General features: G+C 61.3%; 15 protein-coding genes. 1 reads left to right on the forward strand and 14 read right to left on the reverse strand.

Going from position 1 to position 20,999, the window contains the following annotated elements:
* Positions 1–475: 475 nt before the first annotated feature.
* The 10 genes from BV106_RS02950 to BV106_RS02995 form a co-directional block, all read right to left on the reverse strand.
* The gene (locus BV106_RS02950; RefSeq protein WP_038160263.1) at positions 476–2,077 is read right to left on the reverse strand and encodes a PDZ domain-containing protein; all 1,602 of its coding nucleotides are present in this window, start codon (positions 2,075–2,077) and stop codon (positions 476–478) included.
* 68 nt (positions 2,078–2,145) lie between these two features.
* Complete coding sequence (locus BV106_RS02955; RefSeq protein ID WP_038160265.1) at positions 2,146–3,672, reverse strand: trypsin-like peptidase domain-containing protein; 1,527 nt, start codon at positions 3,670–3,672, stop codon at positions 2,146–2,148.
* 199 nt (positions 3,673–3,871) lie between these two features.
* Positions 3,872–4,537 carry a hypothetical protein gene (locus tag BV106_RS02960; RefSeq protein WP_265595284.1) on the reverse strand — a complete coding sequence of 222 codons (666 nt, stop codon included), beginning with the start codon at positions 4,535–4,537 and terminating at the stop codon, positions 3,872–3,874.
* Between the two features lie 101 nt (positions 4,538–4,638).
* Positions 4,639–5,583: a methionyl-tRNA formyltransferase gene (gene fmt / locus BV106_RS02965; RefSeq protein WP_038160270.1), complete on the reverse strand. Its 945-nt coding sequence runs from the start codon at positions 5,581–5,583 to the stop codon at positions 4,639–4,641.
* A 24-nt stretch (positions 5,584–5,607) separates the two neighbouring features.
* Positions 5,608–6,267, reverse strand: coding sequence for a nucleoside monophosphate kinase (locus BV106_RS02970; RefSeq protein ID WP_038160272.1), 660 nt, complete (start codon positions 6,265–6,267; stop codon positions 5,608–5,610).
* 30 nt (positions 6,268–6,297) lie between these two features.
* Positions 6,298–7,257, reverse strand: a complete 960-nt coding sequence (locus tag BV106_RS02975; protein ID WP_051944878.1) for a glycosyltransferase family 9 protein — start codon at positions 7,255–7,257, stop codon at positions 6,298–6,300.
* A gap of 62 nt (positions 7,258–7,319) precedes the next feature.
* A complete protein-coding gene (locus BV106_RS02980; RefSeq protein WP_051944881.1) occupies positions 7,320–7,916 on the reverse strand; it encodes a hypothetical protein in 597 nt (198 codons plus the stop codon).
* A gap of 33 nt (positions 7,917–7,949) precedes the next feature.
* Positions 7,950–9,317: a tRNA (N6-isopentenyl adenosine(37)-C2)-methylthiotransferase MiaB gene (miaB, locus tag BV106_RS02985; protein ID WP_038160277.1), complete on the reverse strand. Its 1,368-nt coding sequence runs from the start codon at positions 9,315–9,317 to the stop codon at positions 7,950–7,952.
* Between the two features lie 198 nt (positions 9,318–9,515).
* On the reverse strand, positions 9,516–9,977 hold the full coding sequence (locus BV106_RS02990; protein ID WP_038160280.1) for a DUF3592 domain-containing protein: 462 nt from the start codon (positions 9,975–9,977) through the stop codon (positions 9,516–9,518).
* A gap of 286 nt (positions 9,978–10,263) precedes the next feature.
* Positions 10,264–14,781, reverse strand: a complete 4,518-nt coding sequence (locus BV106_RS02995; protein WP_038160283.1) for a PVC-type heme-binding CxxCH protein — start codon at positions 14,779–14,781, stop codon at positions 10,264–10,266.
* Between the two features lie 209 nt (positions 14,782–14,990).
* On the opposite strand from BV106_RS02995, the gene BV106_RS03000 reads away from it, so the two are divergent.
* Complete coding sequence (locus BV106_RS03000; RefSeq protein ID WP_038160287.1) at positions 14,991–15,686, forward strand: hypothetical protein; 696 nt, start codon at positions 14,991–14,993, stop codon at positions 15,684–15,686.
* A 372-nt stretch (positions 15,687–16,058) separates the two neighbouring features.
* Here the strand turns inward: BV106_RS03000 and BV106_RS03010 are convergent, their stop codons facing one another.
* The 4 genes from BV106_RS03010 to BV106_RS03025 all read right to left on the reverse strand — a co-directional run bounded on the left by BV106_RS03010 (position 16,059) and on the right by BV106_RS03025 (position 20,985).
* Complete coding sequence (locus BV106_RS03010) at positions 16,059–16,283, reverse strand: addiction module protein (protein WP_038160294.1); 225 nt, start codon at positions 16,281–16,283, stop codon at positions 16,059–16,061.
* Between the two features lie 195 nt (positions 16,284–16,478).
* Positions 16,479–17,249: an SH3 domain-containing protein gene (locus tag BV106_RS03015; RefSeq protein WP_038160296.1), complete on the reverse strand. Its 771-nt coding sequence runs from the start codon at positions 17,247–17,249 to the stop codon at positions 16,479–16,481.
* A gap of 53 nt (positions 17,250–17,302) precedes the next feature.
* Positions 17,303–18,205, reverse strand: a complete 903-nt coding sequence (locus BV106_RS03020) for an SWIM zinc finger family protein (protein WP_038160299.1) — start codon at positions 18,203–18,205, stop codon at positions 17,303–17,305.
* A 26-nt stretch (positions 18,206–18,231) separates the two neighbouring features.
* Positions 18,232–20,985: a DEAD/DEAH box helicase gene (locus BV106_RS03025; protein ID WP_038160302.1), complete on the reverse strand. Its 2,754-nt coding sequence runs from the start codon at positions 20,983–20,985 to the stop codon at positions 18,232–18,234.
* Positions 20,986–20,999 lie beyond the last annotated feature (14 nt).

The raw sequence follows: 20,999 nt of genomic DNA on the forward strand, positions 1-20,999 counted from the left end.
GAGCGCGAATGAGAGACGCTGCTGCGCATCCATTTCACGGTCGGCTGATTGTGCAGACTCATGAGGGCCGAAGGTCCGGCGTGATACCAGCCTTGGGAACGCCCAAGGAATCGATGACCCATTAACCCTTGAGGGCTGAAGGCCCGGCCTCATCAAGCCTGCCCATAACGAGCTTCCCTGAATGACTCCGGGCCTACAGCCCTCAACATCTAAAACTAACGCCAACCTTGGGCGTTGCCCAAGGCTGGTATTACTCCGGGCTTTCAGCCCTCAGCTCGTTCGCAAAAGGAAAATCATCGGCCTGGTTACCTTTTCCCTGATGGCATTGGCTTAAAAGCGGAACTCCAACCACGACGCGCCCTTCATTCGGAGTTATCACCCATACTCGCGTTGATCCAAATTGCCTCCTCACAAAAAAGGCGCGCCCGCTTTCACGGACACGCCTCAAATGAATTCGTCAAACAACCACCCGAACCTACTCAATCCGCTTCAGCAGCCCCAAACGATAGGCCCCGTTCAGCAGCTTCTGGTTGTCCAGTTCGGCGGTCACGGCATCGAGATACAGAAGCTTGGGGAAGTCATCCAGCTTGATGGTGTGGATGCTTTCCTTGGACTCCTTGAACACCTTGTCGAGATCGGCCAGATCATTGATCGGCTGGCCGTTGACCTCGCTCACAATGGCACCACCGACGCGCTCATAGCCCTGGGTGCTGCGAGTGGGGAGGGCGGCGGCGAGGATCACGATCTTGCGCTTGCCTTCCTTCTCGTAGTCATCCGTATGCTTGGCCACGTGCACCAGACGGAGTGGGGCGCTGGTTTCCCAGTCGTTGCCAAAGCTCTGGAGGAACGGGATGGAGAGCTCCTGGAAGATAAGTCCGCCCATGACGAGGAAGTTCGTGCCGCGATCAAACAGATACGGGGCCACCAGGAAGTCCTTGGGGTTCTTCCGGGTGAGCTTGCCGGTGAGGGTCTGCTCTTTGCCTCCACGAAGGACCTTCACCTTGAGTTCGTCGCCTACATAGCTGCTGCCGCGCACGATGTGGCTCATGTTCAGGGTGCCGTACTTGGGATCTTTGTAGTCGCCGCGGGAGTCCACCTTGAAGCCGTTCATCTCGAGGATGATGTCTTCTTCCTTGAGGCCGATCTGCTCTGCAGATCCGCCCTTGGTCACGCCGCTGACATACACGCCCTGCTGGTCTTTCTTGAGCCCGAGGTACTCGCGGAACTGGTCGTCCAGTGTGATCTGGAACTCCACCCCCAGGCTGGGGAAGCCCTGGTACTGGCCATCCGCATTGTCCTTCAGGAAATGCTGGATGATGGGTCCGGGCAGGATCGTGGCCGTCTGGTTCTTGGAGTCATAACGCAGCAGCAGGCCGGCGAGCTTGCCGTCCCTGATGATAGGGAGGGTGAAGCTGTTGGCCTCACTGCGGATGATGCCGATGGTTTCATAGACCAGGAACATGCTGCCCTCGACATTGTAGAGGGAGGTGAGCACCTTGTTGATCTCCATCGGGGTGACGATGAGGTCCCCCACGCGGCCGAGCTGCCAGGTCTGGAGCTTGTCGCCCACCCGGGAGTCAGCATCCACCTTCAGCGGGGTGAGGTCTTCAAAGAAGTCCTTCACCGCGGTGGCGGGTTCGAGGAGTGCGAGGTTGGCCTCGTAGTCCACAGCCTTCACCTTGGCGGGGATCTTCCGGCCGGTGTCGGCCTGCTCGAGTTCGATGTAAGTGGCATCGGCCACGATCTGGCCGGTGACAAGGATGCGGTTGCCATCCAGCAGGACACCCAGGCCACGGCGGGCGCCGGGGGAGGACTTCTGCCACGGGATGCGGTAGTTCCAGGGCTGGAAGGTGACGTTCACCTTCACGAGGGCGGTGTTTTTGCCCGCGGCCTCGATGATGGGTGCTGGTCCGCCAGCAGAGACGACCGGCGCCTCCTCAGCAGCAGCGGGAGCGCCGCCAGCGGCACTGCCGGGCTTGGGCATGTCACCCGGGCCGGCCTGGGCCAGGCAGACGCCGCCGGTCAGCAGCGTGAGCGACAGCGAGGTGAAGGTGAGTGTAGCGCGAAAGAGATTCATGATGGGTTCTGAGAAAAAAGGTCTGTCAGAAAGAAGAGAAGTGGGAAATCGAGGAAACAAGGCCGGGGCTATTCGTCGCCCAGGTAGCTCTCCTCGCTCACGTCATACTTCTGCATGATCACCGGATGCGCGGCATCCGCCAGCTCCCGCTTCAACACCAGCGGACGGTTCTTCTCCAGAAGCTTGATGACCACGAACTTGCCGTCGCCTTCCTTCTTCTTGAGCGCCTCTGCCAGGTCCTTCATGGTCTTGATCTTCACGCCATTGACCTCATCCACGATGCTGTGCTGATACCCCTGGAGGTAGCTGTTCACTTCATCGGGCAGGATGGTGGTGAGGATGACCACTTCCGGACGCTCCTTGAAGATCTCCTTCGTCATGTAGTTGTCGAAGACGTAGTTGACCAGCGGATCACGGATCGAGTGGGCCTCCATAAGGTTGCGGTTCATGGGCTGGAAGAGCATGCCTGCGTACATCACGTACTTGGGCCGCTGGTTGTACTGCTCACCCAGGGTGAGGTAGGGCAGGTACCGCTTGAGCGTCAGCTCCACCGATTTCTTCTCGCCCTTGCGGAGGATCTCGGCCTTGATCTTGTCACCGGCGAACTTGCGCTCGACCACTTCGTTCATGTTCACCAGCTCGCCATCCACGCGGATGAGGCCGTTGGTGTACACGGGACTGCCATCCAGGGAGAGGATGACATCGCCCACTTCCAGCAGACCCGCCGCGCAGCTCGCGCCGTCCACATTGGCGACCATCACACCTAGACCGTTGTCCTCGAGACCGAGGGCCTTGATCTGGGCTGGGTTTTCCACCGGGAAGTCCGTGACGGCGAGATCCATGTAGTGATCATAGCTGCCGTCTTCCACATCCTTGAGGAAGCGGTTGATGACCGGCACCGGGATCATGTAACCCACGTTCTGGGCCACGGAGCCGCTGTAGCCCTGGAAGGCCACGCCGACCACCTTGCCGTTCTGCAAGACCGGACCGCCGCTGTTCCCCGGGTTGATCGCCGCATCCACCTGAATGGCCAGGTGCTGGTCGATGCCACTGTGGGAGTAGCTCTGGAAGTCGATACGGGAAACCACGCCGCGGGTCACGCTGACGCGGTCGCCGCCGATGGGATAACCGACCGCGATCACCTCGGTGTTGAGCTTCGGAATGCCATCGATCTGGAACGGCTTCAGGTGCTCGAACGGCTTGGGATCCACCGCCTCGATCATGGCGAGGTCACAATCATGCGCGATGAAGAGGATGCGGGCCTCGAAGGGCTCCGGATCATTCATCGTGCGGATGATGAGCTTGGTGCTGTTGCTCACCACGTGCGCATTGGTGAGGAAGCGGTTCTTGCCCACCAGCCAGCCCGTGCCGCTGCCACTGGAGGGGCGGCCACCTTGCCACGGGATACGGTAGTCAGGCTGGAGGAATGCAGCTTCGATGCGAACGATCGCTTCAAAGGGATCCGCATCGCCCGGCTGGGTCCGGTTTGCCGAATCTGGGGCTGGAGGCGGGACGGCGGCGGGTTTTTCCTCGCCCTTCAGGGGCAGCACCATGGCCGCGAAAGCGATGGCCGGCAGAAGCAGGAGTCTGGACATAATCTTGGGGATAACGCGCGAAAGGAGTCGTCTCAGACAACGGAGGCGCAAGAACTTACAAAAGTTTTGTTTGGTGAATGCAAAAAAAGCCCGGCTCAACCAGCCCCACAGAGCCGCAACGAATCCGGGCCAACTTGTCGAATACGTGCGCCCGTCACTTTCAGGCGGCACCACGATGAACCATCAGGGCATCAGGCCCCTACTTTTTCCCGAAACCGAACCAGCCCTTTTTCTTCTTCTCTTCCGTACCCGGTTTGGCGTTGGAGTCCGCCTTCACCGAGGCGCGACCAGTCGGGTTCACCGTCATGATCTGCGGTGCGCCTGGGGTCTGGTTCACGGTGGTGGTGGCGGGCTCCGGCCCGGGCACCACGGTGGTGAAGTTCAGCGTCGCCGGCTTCATGTTGGGCGCGTTCACTGAGTAGTCGAACGCCTTGGGAGGGAGCGCCTTGCCCGAGGCGTCATACTGGCGGATCACCCGGCGGAAGACCTCGCTCCGCGTGTTCACACACCGCTCCTCGATGAGTCGGCCCAAACTGTCGAAGTAGAACTCCACCCGGGCAATGAGGTTGCCTGCCCCGTCTTGGATGAGGCCCTGGAGAGGGTCGCCGCCCTCGTTCAGCAAAAACGTCTTGCGGGCGATGGCCACATTGCGGGAGTCATACGTCGTCTCCGTGAGCTGACGCCCAGTGAAATCCTTTACCGAATCCGTACGGGTGCCATCCTGGTGCAGCACAGCCTTGGCATGCATGGAGGTATCCACGATCTGCTGGGCCTCTGCCCCTGCGGCGAGAGCGAACCAGACGCCAGCCACGCCCACGAGCAACGCGGGAAGTCTGGGGGCGAACGTACAAGGGCGGGAATTCATTTCCGGCGGATGCTAGCGGAACGATCTGCCGAGGGCAAGGCTGGTATTTTGCAGGGAGCAGCAGTCAACCTGCCTGCTCGGCAGCCCGGCGGGAGAAAAACTCAGCTCAAGATGACGCCCTCCAGCGCCCCCTGTCCCCGGAGGAAATCCCTGGCTGGCATGGGCTTCCGCCCCTCCAGCTGAACGTCCAAGAGCTCCAGGGCGCCATCTCCACAGGACACGAACAACCGGCCCTGAGCGATCTGCAGAGCGCCTGGATCTGCGGCGGGTGAAGAGGCATCCGCGACCTGCGCCCGCAGCACTTTCAATTGCAGAAGCTTGTCTCCTACGGGCAGGCGCGAGAATGTTCCCGGCCAGGGCTGGTAGGCGCGGATGAGGCGCTCCAACTCTGCGGCTGGCCGCTGCCAGTCCAGATGCCCGTGCTCGCGTTCCAGCTTCTTGCAGTGGGTGGAGAGGTCGTTGTCCTGCGGGATCTTGGGAGCCGTCCCGGTCTCAATGAGGGCCAGCGCCTTGTCCAGGGATGAAGGAGCCAACTGAGCGAGGCGGTCATGCAGAGAGCCTCCGGTCTCTTCCGGGTTCAGAGGGAAACAGTCCTGCAAGAGGATGGGCCCGGTATCCAGACCTGCATCCATCCACATGATGGTGACGCCGCTCTCCGCGTCCCCTTCCCGGATGGCCGCCTGAATGGGCGAGGCCCCCCGATGTCGGGGCAGGATGGAGGCGTGAATGTTCAGACAGGCCAGCCGCGGCAGATCAAGCACCTGACGGGAAAGGATCTGCCCGTAGGCCACCACCACGAAGACATCCGCCTGATACTCCGCCAGTGCAGCCACATTCTCTGGAGTGCGTAGGCGCTGCGGTTGCAGGACGGGAATGCCGGCCTCCAGCGCACGCACCTTTACCGCTGGCGGGGTGAGCACCTGCTTGCGCCCCACAGGCTTGTCAGGCTGGGTGACCACGGCCACCACCTCATGGGAGGTGGCCGTGAGAAGATGTTCAAGCGAGGGCAGGCCGATATCGCCCGTGCCCAGAAAGACAATACGCATGCAGCAGGTAAAAGACGGGACGAACTAGACGCGGTGGCTCTGCATGACGGTCCAGGCATCCAGCTCCATGATGCGGCTCAGGATATGGTGCACCACCTTGGCAGGAGGCTGGCTGGCATCAATATCGGTGACGATGTTGCGCCCCTCGTATTTGCCGGCGGAGTAGTATTCCAGGATCGGCTTGCTCTCCTCTTCATAGGTGCGGATGCGCTTCTGGATGACCTCATCGCTGGCGTCATCGAAGCGGTTGTCCTTGAGCGCCCGCTTGCGCAGGCGGCGGGCCAGCTCTGCACGATCCGGGCAACTCAGGTGAAACACCTGCAGCACGTCGATGTCCTGCTCCATGAACTTGGCCTGCTCCACATTGCGCGGGATGCCATCCAGCACGAGGAAATCGATGTCCGGCTTGAATCGGTGGGTCTTGTCGTGGTCGTGGATGTTGGCCCGCCAGAGTTTGACGGTCGTTTCATCCGGGACCAGCTGCCCACGGCTGGAGTAGTTCACGAACTCCTGTCCGAGGGCCGTGCGGGTGTCGAGCGATCGGAAAACATCCCCGCAGGCCATATGATAAAATCGCGGGATCGTCCCCAAGACTTTTCCTTGGGTACCCTTACCACTGCCCGGCGCGCCGAACATCAGGAAGGTGCGGAATTTCTGGAATGGTTTCTCGATTTTCTCTGACATGGAACAGAAACGTAGCAGCGGGTTCGATCCTCACAAGGTTGACGAATGAGTTTTCTGCGGTCCATCAGCCAGCAGCGTGGCCGATTCATCCCAGACGCGGGCGGTGCTCAGCTCGGACAAATCACCTGTCTCTTCCAGCAGAATTCTGACCCCGGCGTTCTTCGGCGCCCAGATCGCCGGGTCGGTGGGGCCGAACAGCAACAAGGACCGCAAGCCCACTGCGGCGGCGAGATGCCCGATGCCGCTGTCGTGCCCCAGAAAGGCGGTGGAGGCAGCGAGACGGTGCCCCAACTCCGGCAACGGAAGCTGGTCCCAGTGCAGGAAATCGATCCCCTGCCAACCGCTCAAGATGGCGGCCGTGGTGCCCCGCTCCAGCTCGGCCTCCCCGGTAACGAGGGCGAGCCGCCACTGGGGGTAGCGGGAGACCAGTTCCCGCCCCGTGGCAATCCAACGGTCCAGCGGCCAATTCTTCTTCGTCGAGCCGCTGCCCGGGTGCATCGCCAGAATGGGGCGATCTTGCGGCACAGCCGCGCTGGCAGCGAGATCCAGCCGGGGAGCCGGGTCTTCCAGATACATGGCGAGCCGCTCCAGCGGACGGGCCAGCTGCTCTGCCGCGTGGCCTTCCCCCGGCACGACGCGATGCGAGGCCTCCAGAAAGGTCTTCACGCCGATGCGCTCCATGTTCCCCCGGAAGTAGCCGTCCGGATCGTACAAGTAGCTCACGACGAGGTTGAAACCGCGGAAGTACTCCAGCAGGGCCTCATCCAGTGGGACATTCGGCACGAAGAGCTTGGCCATGGAGCTGTGCTCCAGATGCCGGGTCGCCTCCGCCAGCCCACCTGCCAGGGCAAGGTCGAGGATGGGCTTGTAACCCAGGATCTCCAACTGGATGCCGGGGATGCTCTCCCTCAGCAGCCGGATGGCGGGCAGCGTCAGGATGAAGTCGCCGATGGCCCCTCCGCGGATGACGAGGACTCGGGGGGCGGCCATGGCAGCGGGCGGGCGTCCACCCCGCAGATCAGGGTGTTTGCCGCATCAGGTCGGGATCCAAATCAGTAGTTCACCAAGGCCACTACCAGCAGCACAATGCCATAGGCCGCACCAGCCAGGGAGGCCAGCTTCCAGCGTCCTGCAGTTTTGGTCGCCCAAGTGACCCAGTCACGCATCAGGTAGGGCATGCCCACGAAGAACATGCCGACAATGATCCAGACATAGGCGAGGATCGGCAGGAGGAGACGGCTGATCTGCGGCTGAAGAAAGGCGGCATGCAATACTGGCGAAGCGGCCAGGAGCATGAGCGTGCCGAGAGCTCTTACGGCCAGAAACTCAGGCACATACATGATGACCAGCGCAAAGGTGACCGGCAGGATCATGAGCAGGTATCGCCGGAAGGTGAAGAACTCACCCATGTCCATGTAGGCGGCAAGGAACAGGGACCAGACCAGGCAGATGCCCAGAATGACGATGCCCCAGGTGCGATTGCGCGGGAAGCGGCGGGCGATGGCGATGGAGGCCTCAGCGTTCAACCACGCAAAGAGGTGGGACAACGCCAAGACCAGTCCCAAGACGATGCCGGTAGCCTTCAGCGACAGCCCCGAAAAGTCGGGGTTCTGATGGAAAATCCAATTGTAGAGCTCCTGAAGATTCATGCGGGGCGTCGGTAAGGCAGAAAGCGGGGCGGTCTAGTTCGCCAGAACGGCTTCCCCGTAAAGGGTGAAGTTTACGAAATCGGTCACATGAACGTCAAAGATCTGGCCGACAAGGCGGTCTGCCGGCCCCTCAAAGACCACGATCTTGTTCGTGCGGGTCCGCCCCGTGAGGCGGGAGGCGTCCGTCTTGCTCGGCCCCTCGCAAAGGATCTCGACCTTGGTCCCGACCAGCGGCTCATATGCGGCCTGGGCGTGAGTATTGACCAAGGCGAGGAGGTCCTGGTTGCGCTCCTCTTTCACCCGCTCAGAAAGCTGGAGGGATTCATCGATCTCCGCCGCCGGGGTGCCGCGACGTTTGCTGTAGCGGAAGATGAAGGCGTTCTCAAACTTCACCCGGTCACACAGGGCGCGCGTTTCTTGATACTGCTCCTCCGTTTCCCCGGGGAAGCCCACGATGATGTCCGTGCTCACGGCGATACCGGGCCGGGCAGCGCGGATGCGGGCCACCAGGTCCTCAAACTTGGCGGCCGTGTACGGGCGATGCATCTTCTTCAAGATGGCGTCCGAGCCACTCTGGAGGGGCAAGTGCACATGCTCCGCCAGCTTTGGCAGGTAGGTGAAGGCGTTGATGAGGTCCGCCTTGTAACCAATGGGGTGCGGACTGGTGAAGCGGATGCGCTCGATGCCAGGCACCTCGTGCACGCCCTCAAGGAGCTGCACAAAGGGGCTTTTGCCGTCCTTCATGGGGAACTCGTGCCGCCCGTACAGGTTCACGATCTGACCCAGCAGGGTCACTTCCTTGATGCCCTGATCCGCGAGGCGACGCACCTCCTCCACGATCTCCGCGATGGGCCGGCCGCGCTCTCCACCCCGGGTGTAGGGCACAATGCAGAAGGTGCACTTCATGTTGCAACCCTGCATGATGCTCACGAAGGCGGAGGCCTGCTTCTCCTTCAGGATGTGATCGCGGATCGCGTTCTGGGAGGAAGTCTCCTCCTCCACGTCCACGATCGAGAATTTCTCATCGTCCATCTGGCGCTCTTCCTTGGCGCGGACGATCTGCTCCACGTACTCCACCACGCGGTGGTACTTCTGGGTGCCCACCACGAGGTCCACCTTGGCCGTGGAGAGAAGCTCCCCGGCGCGGCTCTGGGCCATGCACCCCATGAAACCCGTCACCACATGGGTGCGCTGGCGGTGGATTTTCCGCAGCATGCCCATCTTCCCGATGGCCTTCTGCTCCGCCTGATCGCGCACAGAGCAGGTGTTGATGAGCACGACATCCGCCTCCGGCTCCTCCCGGGTCATGGTATAGCCACGCTCTAGGAACATCTGCGACACCTGCTCGGAGTCGCGCTCGTTCATCTGGCAGCCATAGGTCTTGATGTAAACTTTGGGCATGGGGAATGGGGAGCCGGGAGGATACGCCCGGAGAAGTCGGGAGGCAAGTGGCGTGCGGGGGGGAGGGGAGCCGGTGCGTCAGTGGGCAGTGGGCAAAATTCGAACTTGGAGAGCCCGCGCTTCCAGCGTAGTGCCTTCTGCATCCTGCGGAAGGCTCAGGGACGGTATCACCATCTGTGCTTTACCTGCCAATCGGCGCTACTCGTTCACTCGCTTGCGTACCGCCGCAAACGCCAAGAGAGCCGCGCCGATGCCAAGCCCCACCACGCCAGCCCACAGCGCAGCATTGCCATCTTTAGAGCCGTCGACCAAGATGGCATTCAGTGGATAAGAGCGTTGATAGCGGACTTGCACCTCCGGCTGAATGACCTTCTCCGCCTCGTTCATGTGCTTCGAGTAATAGACCTCATGGGTGTTGAAACTCCTCTGCCACACAGAACCCTCCGCGCGATAGGTGACCTCAAGGTGGTGGGATTCCCTTCGCCTGTGCTCGTTATGCACCCAACCCCGCAAAATAATTCCTGAAGTTGTGATGCCAGAGCGCTCAAGTTTCTGCTCCTTCCGCTTCATCATCAATCCTCCGACGGCAAAAACGAAGCCGATCATAAGAAAGATGATGCCGTTGGCTCTCGGCGACTCGAAGGGTGACCTGAGGGCCATGGAGAAAGCGGTTTTAGAAGAAGCCTCGCCTCAAGTCAAGATTGGGGGGATGACGCGACCTTCAACGGCTACGTATTCCGTGAGCACATCTCGTACGGCAACGCGCTGACTGCCTCCTGCATCCTGCGGAAGGCTCAAGGTCGCTATCACAAAAAGTGTCTTTTCCCACCCCCTGTCCGCAAATACCTCCCCCTCCCCTCAACACAAAAAATGCCGGGCAGCGCGAAGCCGCCCGGCATGATCTTGATTGCTCAATCCTCGACTGAGGTTCGATACCTACACAAACCTACTTCGCCGCCACCGGTGCCTTCAAGGAGGCCAGGTACTCCACGAGGTTCACCAGGTCTTCCTGGGAGAACATCGATTGGAGGCCTGAAGGCATCATGGTATTCGGCAGCTTCTTGCGCTCGGCGATCTGCTGCTTGTTGAAGGAGTTGGCCACACCGCCGGGAAGGGCCAGCACAAGTTCGTCATTGGTCTCGCTGCGCACGATGCCCATGGCGATGGTGCCGTTCTTCAGCGTGATCTGCCAAGTCTCGAAGCCCATGCTGACGCCCGCATTGGGATTGATGATGGACTCGTAGATCACTTCCTTGCCCAGCTTGGAGCCGATCTCGGTCAAGCCGGGACCGAAGTCCGCCCCGATGTTGCCTGCACGATGGCAGAGGGTGCAGGTGCTCTCCGCCTTGGCGTAGATGGCCTTGCCCTTCTCCACGTCCCCTTTGATCTTCACCAGTTCCGCGATGGACGGCAGCGCCTTGCCACCGGCCGCAGTCGCAGCGGGGAAGGTCTTCGCCACACGATCGCTGATGCCGGGATACGCCACCATACTCAGCGCAGTGCCGGCGTTGGCCTTCAGTTCCTCAGGGAACTTGCCGGCTTCCGCCAGCGCCAGCAGGGCTTCCGCACCAGCGGCACTCAGAGAGAGCGCCTTCACCGAGGCAGCCCGCACAGGAAGCTCGCGGGTGGCATTGGTCAGGATCTCGGAGAGGAGGCTAATCGCCCCTTTGTCACCGCTGCCGCCCAGAAGAGCCACCACCGCATCCGCCTTGGGTGAGGTCAGAGCATTCGTGAGCTGGGTGCGGCCCGCAGGCGACTTCAGAAGCAGCTTGATGGCTTCCACCGCCAGCGGGTTGTGAGGCTCGGCCAGAGCGGCCTGTAGCACTTCCGCATCTTTCCCTGACAGGCCAAAACCTTGGACCACTTCAATGTACTCCGGCGTGCCCTTGGCGGACTCCAGCACCTTGTCGAGCACGGACTTGACCTCCGGCTTGTCGCGGAAGCTGGACTTGCCCAGGCGGTTCAAGACCTCACCGGCCACCAGCTTGCGATCCGTGGAGGTGGAGACCACTTTCACCAGGGTGTTGCCTTTAACCTCGCTGTCCGGGAGGAAGTCCAGCGCACGCAGGTAGCGCGGAAGATCGGCGTCATTGGCCTGCTTGTTGGTGAGCAACCGGGCCAAGTAGTCCAGTGCGGCGGTGCTACGCACACGCCAGACGATGTCGCGACCGGCGGGCGTGTCCCACTTGTCTCCCACGGAGGCGAGCCAGGCGGAGAAGACGCGGTCTTCACGCCCCATGGAGCCGATGCCGAGGGCTTCGAGGTACCAGCGGTCTTTGCCATCGTGCTTGGCAGCCAAAGCCACCCAGCATTCTGCAAGGACATCGGGAGACTTCGCCTCTTTGCCCGCTTCCTTCACGGGTTCGATGATCGTACGCAAGGTCACGGCATACTCACGCAGCACCTGCTTGTCCGCCTCTTTCTTGATGCGGGGCAGCAGATACGCAGGGAGGTCTTTCAGACCGGCAGTCAGCGTGTTGGTGGCGCTGGCCAGGCGAAGCTCGCGTACTGCGGTCACCCGGATGTCAGCGTCCTTGTCTTCCAGCCCCTTGGCGAGCCAGTTCTCATACTGGCCGGGAAGGCGAAGCAGCAGATGGAAGGCCCGGGCGCGAATCACTGCGTCGTCCGATTTCCAGAGCTTCTGCAGCACGTCTTCCGCCTTGGCACCCAGGGCCTGCAGTTTCCCATACGCCACATAGCGGGTGCTGTTGTTCGGGGACTTCAAAGCCTCGGCACAACCCGCAGCGCTGCTGAAGTCCGGCTTGGCTGGGACCTGATACGCGTTGCCCTTCGGAGCCACGCGGTAGACCCGACCGCGGATCTTTTCCGCCACGTTGTCGCCCATGTTGTGTCCGCCCACACCCGGGTCATACCAGTCCGCCACAAAGAGGGAGCCATCGGGAGCGATGGCCACGTCCGCAGGGCGGTACCAGTTGTCGTCCGTGGTGAGGATGTCCACCATCTCGGCCGTGTAACCGGCACCGAGCTTCTTCACAGGATAGGCCCGCACCGTGCGGGGACCGGCGTCGCAGTGAATGAGCTGGTTTTCAAACGCCTTGCCCAGGAGTTTGCCCTCGTTGATGAGGATGCCCGTAGGGGACCCGCCACCGGTTTGCAGCAGGTTCGGGATGGTGCCCGGGTCGTTCTGGTGCCAATGCATGAGGGGAACCTCGGTCTCGATGTTGGTTCGAGGAGAGCGCCAGCCCGCGCCGGTGATTTCATCCGTGTAGCCGTAGCTGCCGTAGTCCACGATGGCGTTGATGCGGACGCCCTTGTTGCCGTCGTCATCGTTGTCGGACTGCCACATGCCGCCGAAGGAGTCCACGCACACCTCGTAGTTGTTGCGGAAGTTGTGGCCCAGCGTCTCCACGTTGGTGGCCTTGCCCGTGGCCAGATCGATGTCGCAGCGGAAGATCATGCCCTGACGGTAGGGCTTGCCCTGGTCGGAGATGTCGTTGCCCAGATTGTCCTTCACCCGGGAGCCGTCCGGCCACTTGAGCTCGCGCCCCTCGTTGCCGAAGTTGAAGTAGAACTTGCCATCGGGTCCGAAGACAATGGCGTGTGCGTTGTGATCATGGTCAAAGTTCCCGCCGACCATGAAGATCTTCTCGGCCTTCTCCGCCACGTCGTCGCCATCCGCGTCCGTCAGGAGCCAGATGTTGGGGGAGGCGCTCACAATGACCTTGGTGCCCTTGTCCTGGGGGAGCACGCAGATGCCCAAGGCGTTGGTGAGTTCGCGGCTCTGGTAGAAAGTCTTCTCGCCAGCCACGCCGTCGCCCTTCTGCTGGGTGAGGATGACCACGCGGTCCCCGGCTTCACGCAGAATGCCCCAGGGCTTCATGCTGGAGCGGTAGTTCACGGATTCCACGGCCCACACGCGGCCCTGAGGATCGATGTCGAGGTTGGTCGGGTTCTGGATCTGGGGCTCCACGGCGAAGAGCGTGGCCTCCAGGCCCTCGGGGGTCTTGAACCCGCGCATCTGATCGCGCGCATCTTCCACCCCGTATTCTTTCTCCGCCCCGCTGGATCCCTTGCTGGCCAGCATGGCCGCGGGCGGCTCGCTGGTGAACACGCGGGCCACCGCCTTATTCTGCCCGCCCTGTTTAGTCCCGCCTTCGTCAATACCCACCTTGCCCTCAAATGCGACCGTCCCTTCCGGGAGGTCGAAGGCGATGAGCGAGTTCGAATGCGTGCCGAAGCCCTGCAGGGTCTGACCCGCCGGGGTGCTCTCCAGCCGCAGGTTGCCGCCGCTGGCATTGCGGTTGATCCCGATGTTTCCCCAGCCGGTGCTGGACTTCTTGATCTTCAGTTCTGTGAGCTTGGTGCGCTTGCCATCAGCACCCACCAGTGTGGGCTCCACCCAGTCGGTCCAGTCTGCGGCAATGCCGTCTGAACCTTCGGTCACCACCAGATACAGTTCCTTCGCGCCCTTCAGATCCACCTTCACTTCGACCAAGCCATCCGCCTTGCCGATCTCGCGGCGAAAGAGCGCCTTGGGCTCCGCCGCGCTGGTGGCAACGGGCTTGGCAGGTGCTGCGGCTGGCTTGGCTTCAGGCTTTTTTTCCGGCAGGCCCTGTCCGGGCTTGGGGTCCAGATTGACCTTGAGATCCTCTTCCGTCACCTTGGACGCCACGCCGTCGGCGGGGACATCGATCTTGGCGCTCCAGAGGATGGCGTTGAGCACCAGTTTGCGCTGGTCGTCATTGCCCCAACCCTTGTGGTAGTGACCGCCGGTGAAACCGAAGCCACGGCCGCCCCCATCCCGCTCGGCCGCCCAGGCCACATGTTGCGGTTTTTTGTTGGCCACCTCTTCACGCACCGTCGGGTTGCCGCTGTGCGGACCGTCCGGGCGCTTCATCGTGGTGTCTGGCGGGATGTCGCTCAGCACTGGAGTCACGCCTTTCAAATTCGGGCGGAAGCGCATGTGGAAGTACCACTCGTCATTGGTGGTGAAGGGTTTCACCCCATTGGCCACCGGGTGCTTGGGGAATTCCTTGAAGTTCGCGTCCCAGTGTGGGTTCACACTCCAGTGGGTCTCAAAGCAGCCGCCCATCCACTCGATGAACTCCTTGTTGCCCTTGTCCGTGGTCGGCTCCACCGCGTAGTGCAGCGCCACAAAGCCCGCGCCACGCTTCATCTCCTTGTCAAGCTGTTGAATATGATCGCCTTGCAACGCAGGGTGGCCACCGCCGCCATCCGAGTAGATGAGGATGGTGTCTGCCTTGCCCAACTCCTCCGAAGAGGGCCAGTCGGCATTTAGGTGCACCTTGATGTCAGCCTGGGTGCCTGCGTCTTTGAGGCACTTGGCCAGCAACTGTACGCCGGCATTATGTTCATGCTGACCGGGGCCGTGGGATTGCTTGCCAGCAATCAGGACGATAGTTTTCGATTTGCTGTCGGCGGCAAAGCCAGACGTCAGAGACGCCGTCAGTGCCACTCCCAGCCAGAAAGTGAGTTTTCTCATGCGATGGAATGGGTGAATGAAGAGCCTACCCCATACGCACAACGCGGGGCAAGATTATCAAGTCCGGCTCCGTGCGGAACGGAAAAGTAGGATGGAAAACGACCCCACGCCCTTGGCTCTGTAGAATCGGACAAATTCTGGGAGAAATCGGACTTGAGCCACGTTATGCCGCTCCGGCTCAATCGAGCCTGTGCAACCTACCCTTCAAGATGAAATCCTGCCTTCCCCTGCTCCTCGCCACCCTCACCGCCGCCTCCGCTCTGGCTCAGGATACCGGCATCTACAGCCGCACCATCTTCGCTGACGACTTTGCCAAAGACAGCTTCGGCAAACGCTGGGGCCACTACAAGAGTGGCAGTGTGGTGAAGGACGGCGTGCTTCAGGGCATCACGCCTGAGGGTTCCGACCACTCCGCCGTGGACAACGTGGTGATTGAACCCGAGAAGGACCTCGAGGTGAACGTGAAGTTCCGCTACACCAGCGACAAGGCCAAGAGCTTCAATCTCTGGTTCGATGACAAGACCTTCAAAGGCTCTCACGCCGGTCACATCTGCAACGTCAACGTGAGCCCGACGGCGGTGAACATCGGCGACGCCAAGACCGGAAACTTCCGCAACGACATCTATGCCAAGAAGAAAGAGCCCGGCGGCCTGAGCGCCGAGGACAAGGAACTCCTCAAGAGCAAGAACAAGAGCTTCCCCGTGAAGCTGACCCTGCAAGACTGGCACACCCTGACCGCCCGCACCCAGGGCGATGAAATCGAAGTGCTGCTGGACGGCAAGTCCGTGGGCAAGTTCAAGTCCGAAGGCATCGCCCACGAAAGCAAGACCTTGATCAGTCTTACCACGAACCCCGTGGACGTGCAGTACGATGACTTCAGCATCAAGGGCGTGGCGAAGAAGTAGCGCCCGTCATTGGCGGCGCCGTGGCCTTCGGTAGATATCGGAAGGTCACGGGATTTCATTTCCCTCAATCCAAGTACGGGGGCCGTAAGTTCTTTCTCCAAGACTGCGGCTCCCGGCTTTGATGGAACACTGCCACGATCAATAGCTCGTTCTCATTGCTCCTACTGTAGATCAGCGTGTACGGGAATCGTCGAACGTTGCAGTGCCTGAATCTGGGTGTCAAACGTCCCCACGCCTCGGGGAATCGCAACATTAAATCGATGGCGTGATCGACTTCCTCCAAGAACTCTGCCCCTAGTCCGGGCACCTTGGATTCATAATAGGCCGCAGCGTCGTCCAACTCCGTTGCTGCTGGCGAAAGCAACCGGTATCTCACTTCTGAAACCGGCTCTTGAGGGCATTCAGCGTTTTGGGTCCGTCCAAGGCGAGAATTTCACCCTTTTGGAAAGCGTCCAAGCGAGAGTTTGCCTCATCGGCCCAAGATTTCTTCAATTCAGACGGCGTATGATCAAGGCTCTCGATCAGCCTGTCCGCGAGCACAGCACGCTCGACCTCAGTCAGTTGCAAGGCTTCTTTTTCGATGGTTGCAGCGTTCATCGTAGCGATGAGGAGGTTCTCTTTATGAATACCACAGCGGAGGAGAAACGCAACGAACTCGAAGGCAGCTATTCAGAAATGCCAAGGGACTTAACTCAGACTGAAACAAGCCGTTCTCCAAGCTCAGCAGCATCGAGCCTCCCACCCTCATCTTGTCAATCCGTCAAAAATCTTGTCAATCCTGTCTCAAAATCGTCACCCCGCCCACGGCAGTTCTGCAAACTCCATCTCAAGGTGCTTGGCTCGAACCCAGCCGGTGAAGCCGCTTTCCGTGCGGATCAAATACCATTGATTTGCCATGGCTTCAATGTCATCGCCGGGCTTCGCTGACGAGGGATCCCAGAGCAGCACGCGGAACTTGCTGCCCTTGCGGGTGTTGGCGAGCACGGTCTTGCCATCACGCTTTTGATACACCGGGAAGGAGGTCACCACGGTGCCTTCAATGCCGGAGGTTTCCTCAATGCCCAGCGAATAAAACTCCTGCGGGATCTGGGTGAGGTTCAGGTCCTTGCCAAAGACGTATTTCTCTGTCTTCATCCAGAAACCCATCCAGGCCGTGGCGATCAACGTGCCGTTCCCGGGCACCTTCAGATCCCCCTGGCCTTTCACCTTGCCCACCTGCTTGAGCTGGCCGTTCACCATGGCGAAGAAGTAGCGGACAAGGTAGTCGCTGTCGCCCTCGGCCGTGACTTCCAGAACCTTGGCTGGCTGATCGCCGGAAACTCGGTGAGCCTCCAGCGCGACGGTGAAGCCGGTGAACTCCTTGCCCAACGGGATGGATTCTTTACCCGCCTTAAGCACGGCGGATTCGAAATCAGCATCCGGATTCGAGCGGCTCAGCTCCACAGTATAGGTCTGCGACTGACCATTGCCCGCGAGGTCCACACTCAGCGTCGGCGGAGGATCCAGGGCAAACAACGCCGGGACCATCACCAGACCCAGCCAGACAGGCAGAAGAGCTTTCATAACAAGAGGATCAAAAGAAGAGCAGAGCAGAGTGAGCTGAGTTGCCCACGTCCCTATGCCTTCTTCTTTTTGACCGCGCTCTTCTTTGTGACAGCTTTCTTGGCCTTTTTCGCCACTTTCTTGCTGACAGCTTTCTTGGCCGCCGCCTTCTTCTTGGGCGGGGTGTTCACTGCAGGCTCAGGATTGGCCGACGGGATGGCATCCAGAAGCCCATCGGGGATTTCCAGACTGCCCAGATCGATACCGAACACATCGGACAAGTCCGAGACATCAATCACCCCCTCCTGCGAACCCCCATCCACTGCCGTCAGTGCCTGAACCGCGTCCACGGCACTCGTCCCGATGAGCTCTGCCGCATCCACCCCGCGCAGTTTGAAAAAGAGGGAGGGATCATCGTCCAAACGGCAGCTCACGCCATAGAGCGTGGCGGCGGCATGCTTGCAGAGGCCCGCGTAATCCGGACACGAGCAGGTGATAACAATCTCCTTGGGCGCAGGAAACAACCCGCCCGCCGGATCGGTCACCTGCTGGAGAATGTGGTCGTTCAACTTGCCTCCCAGCAGCTCCACCAGGGATCCGATGCGTCCCGTGCAATCGTCCTTGAGGTTCTGCCACCGGGCCTTCGCCAGAGGCTTGATGGCGATGCGCACCTCATAGAGATCTGACCCCATCACGGTGCTGGTGATCTCCCCCTGCTCGATGGCAAGATCCATCACCGATCCTTGCCGGAGATAGGTACGCCCCCGTGGCAAACGGTTGGAGTAGTCACTGTAAGCCTCCAGATTGCGATTCCAGGCTTTTCCCCAGAAGGTGATGCTCAGCCCCAGCTTGGCCTTGGGCACCACCGGAGCCAGGAGTTCCCCTTTCTTGCGACGCTGATCCACCTTGCGTTTCGTCCTCGCCTTGGCGGCGGCGCGATCTTCGAAGTCGTCGTAGCTGTAGGAGTTCCAGGACATGCGCAGGTGGGAGAGGGAGAGGCAGGTTACTCAGCGCCCATAGCACGGAACTGCAGGAACTCGACGAGATCTTTGTCGTTCATCTCGGTCAGGAGCTTCACGGCCCCGTCACCATCTCCGCCCAGAATCTCCTGAGCCAGCCCGCGCTTCTCACGGATGATGCCGTCGATCTTCTCCTCCAGCGTGCCCTGGCAGACGAACTTGTGCACCATGACCGCCTTCGTCTGACCGATGCGGTAGGCTCGATCAGTGGCCTGATCTTCCACGGCCGGATTCCACCATCGGTCGAAGTGGATGACGTGACTCGCGGCGGTGAGCGTAAGCCCCGTGCCGCCGGCCTTGACGGAGATGACAAAGAAGGGTGGGCCGCCAGGGCTCTGGAACTCTTCCACCAGCTGGCCGCGTTTCCCCACTGCCGTACCGCCGTGCAGCACCAGTCCGGGGCGACCAAACACCGCGGCCAGATAGTCGGCCACCGGCAGGGTCATTTCCTTAAACTGGGTGAAGACAATCACCTTCTCCTGGCGATCTGCGATACCGGAGCAGAGCTCCTCCAGCCGCTGAAACTTGCCGCTGTCCGCCGGCAGGTAACGGCTGTCACCACTCCATTGCGAGGGATGGTTGCAGATCTGCTTGAGCTTCATGAGCGCGGCCAGGATCACGCCCTGCCGCTGGATCTGGTCTTCCGTGTCCCCCAGTTCACGGGCCAGGGCGGTGACCAGCCGCTGATAGAGCTGCGCCTGCCGCTTGGACAGCGAGCAGAAGGCGGTCATCTCCGTCTTGCGCGGGAGGTCCGGCGCAATGGCGGGATCCGTCTTCACGCGCCGCAGGATGAAGGGGCGCACCAGCTTGCGCAGCGGAGCGTAGCCGCTGCCCGCCTTCGCCATCTGTCGTGCCCGGGCGGCAAAGGAACCGGCGGATCCCAGCAATCCAGGGTTCAGGAAATCAAAAAGGCTCCAGAGATCGCCCAGACGGTTCTCCACCGGAGTGCCCGTGAGGGCGATGCGCAGGGTGCCCTGCAGCTTCTTCACCGTGCGGGCCTGACTGGACCCGGCATTCTTGATAGCCTGGGCCTCATCCAGCACCGCCAGATCCCAGGTGATTTCATTGAAGCCCGCCAGCTTGCCCAGTGTGGTGTAGGTGGTGAGGAACACACCGCCCTGCTTCATCGCAGGATGCTCCCCGGCCTCCGCCTTGGCCAGTTCGCCGGCACTCAACGAGGAGCGGTGAGCAATGACCACCGGCACCTCCGGCGCGAATTTCCTGAACTCCCGTTCCCAGTTGGCCAGAAGCGAAGCCGGAGCCACCACCAGACTGGGGGCGAGGGGCTGCTTCGCCTTCACGCGGGCCTCACGACGCCTCAGCACTAGGGCGATCAATTGCAAGGTCTTGCCCAAACCCATGTCATCGGCCAGGCAAGCACCACACCCGAGGCGACCCATGAAGTCCAGCCAATCCAGCCCACGTTGTTGATAGTGCCGGAGGGTGGCCTTGAGCCCTGCGGGAGGCTTGCTGCCAGCGCTGTCCGTCTCCGCCCGCATGTCACCCAGGAGTTTGCGCAATGAGTCCCCGGCGATGAAGTTGGCCAGCCCTCCGGTGTCATCCAGCGTCAAGCCCTCCGCCACGGCACCCGCTCCGCCATTCCACCCGGCCAGCCAGCGCAATCCTTCATGAAAGGGCACGCCGTCGCGGTTGGCAGCCTCCGCACGATGCCAGTGATTGAGCGCCTGCTGGAGGCGCTCGCGGTCGGGTTCGATCCACTTGCCCCGCAACGAGATGAGCGGAGCGTCGCTAGCGAGGATCTTGGCGATCTCCTCCCGCGTCAATGGCTCGCCACCGAGGGCCACATTCACATTGAAGCTCAGCAGCACCTGCGCCCTCACCGTGCTCTGCTTGTCTCCCGCATCCAAGGTGACCTGCACCTGCGGTGAAGGCGGTCGGCGCCCCTGCCACCAGTCCGGCACCTTTACGAGCAAGCCGCTCTCCTCAAAGACGGGGATCTCCTGAAGAAAGGCAAAGGCCTCCGCTGGTTCCCAGGCCAGTGCCTGAAAGACACGCTTGGAGGCGATGAGCTGCTGCACGAGAGCGCTGCATTTGGACGCGGCATTGAGCGGCTCCAGCAGCGTCTGCAAGGCACTGCGATCATTCCGCCCTGCACTGTCCTGCAAGGCACGGGCCAGCGGCAGATGTTGGGGTTCACTCCGGGCATTCACCCGGTGGGTGTAGGTGGCGATGAAGGCGAAGGGACGCTGGGGATCGCGTTTGTTCTCCGCCAGATGCAGGGTGACCCTGCCGACCATGCGCCACACGGGGTGCAGCTCCCGCAAGACGGCCTCTACGTCACTCCCGGCTGCGACGATCCGCGCCGCCAGGGTGCCGTGCAGCGCCTGCCACAATACGGCCAACCTCTCCGGGCTCAGGTACTCCATGCCATGCACCGGAGGTGCTTCCTGAATCCACTTCTCCATCAGTGCGGAGGCCGGGGTCGCCACAGGGGTCTGCCAGGCGCCCTCCCGCAGACCGGGCACCTGACAGAACTGCATGATGAACTCCCGCACCAGATGACGCCACCAGGCGAGGTCGGCGGGCAGGTCACCATCCGCATCTTCCCCGGCCAAAGTCAGCAGCGCGGCCGTCGGGCTCCCCTCATCGGCGTCAGCGGCCCGCAACGCCTTCTCCAGCTTGCCCGGCACCTCGTCGGTTTCCGCGAGCCCCTCTGGGGTCAAAACCAGAACGCCCTCAGGCGTGAGATGAAGCAGGGGCAGGAGCTCGGCAGACATGCAGCGGGTCGGGA

It is taken from the genome of Verrucomicrobium sp. BvORR106 (assembly GCF_000739655.1).
GTDB lineage: Bacteria > Verrucomicrobiota > Verrucomicrobiia > Verrucomicrobiales > Verrucomicrobiaceae > Verrucomicrobium.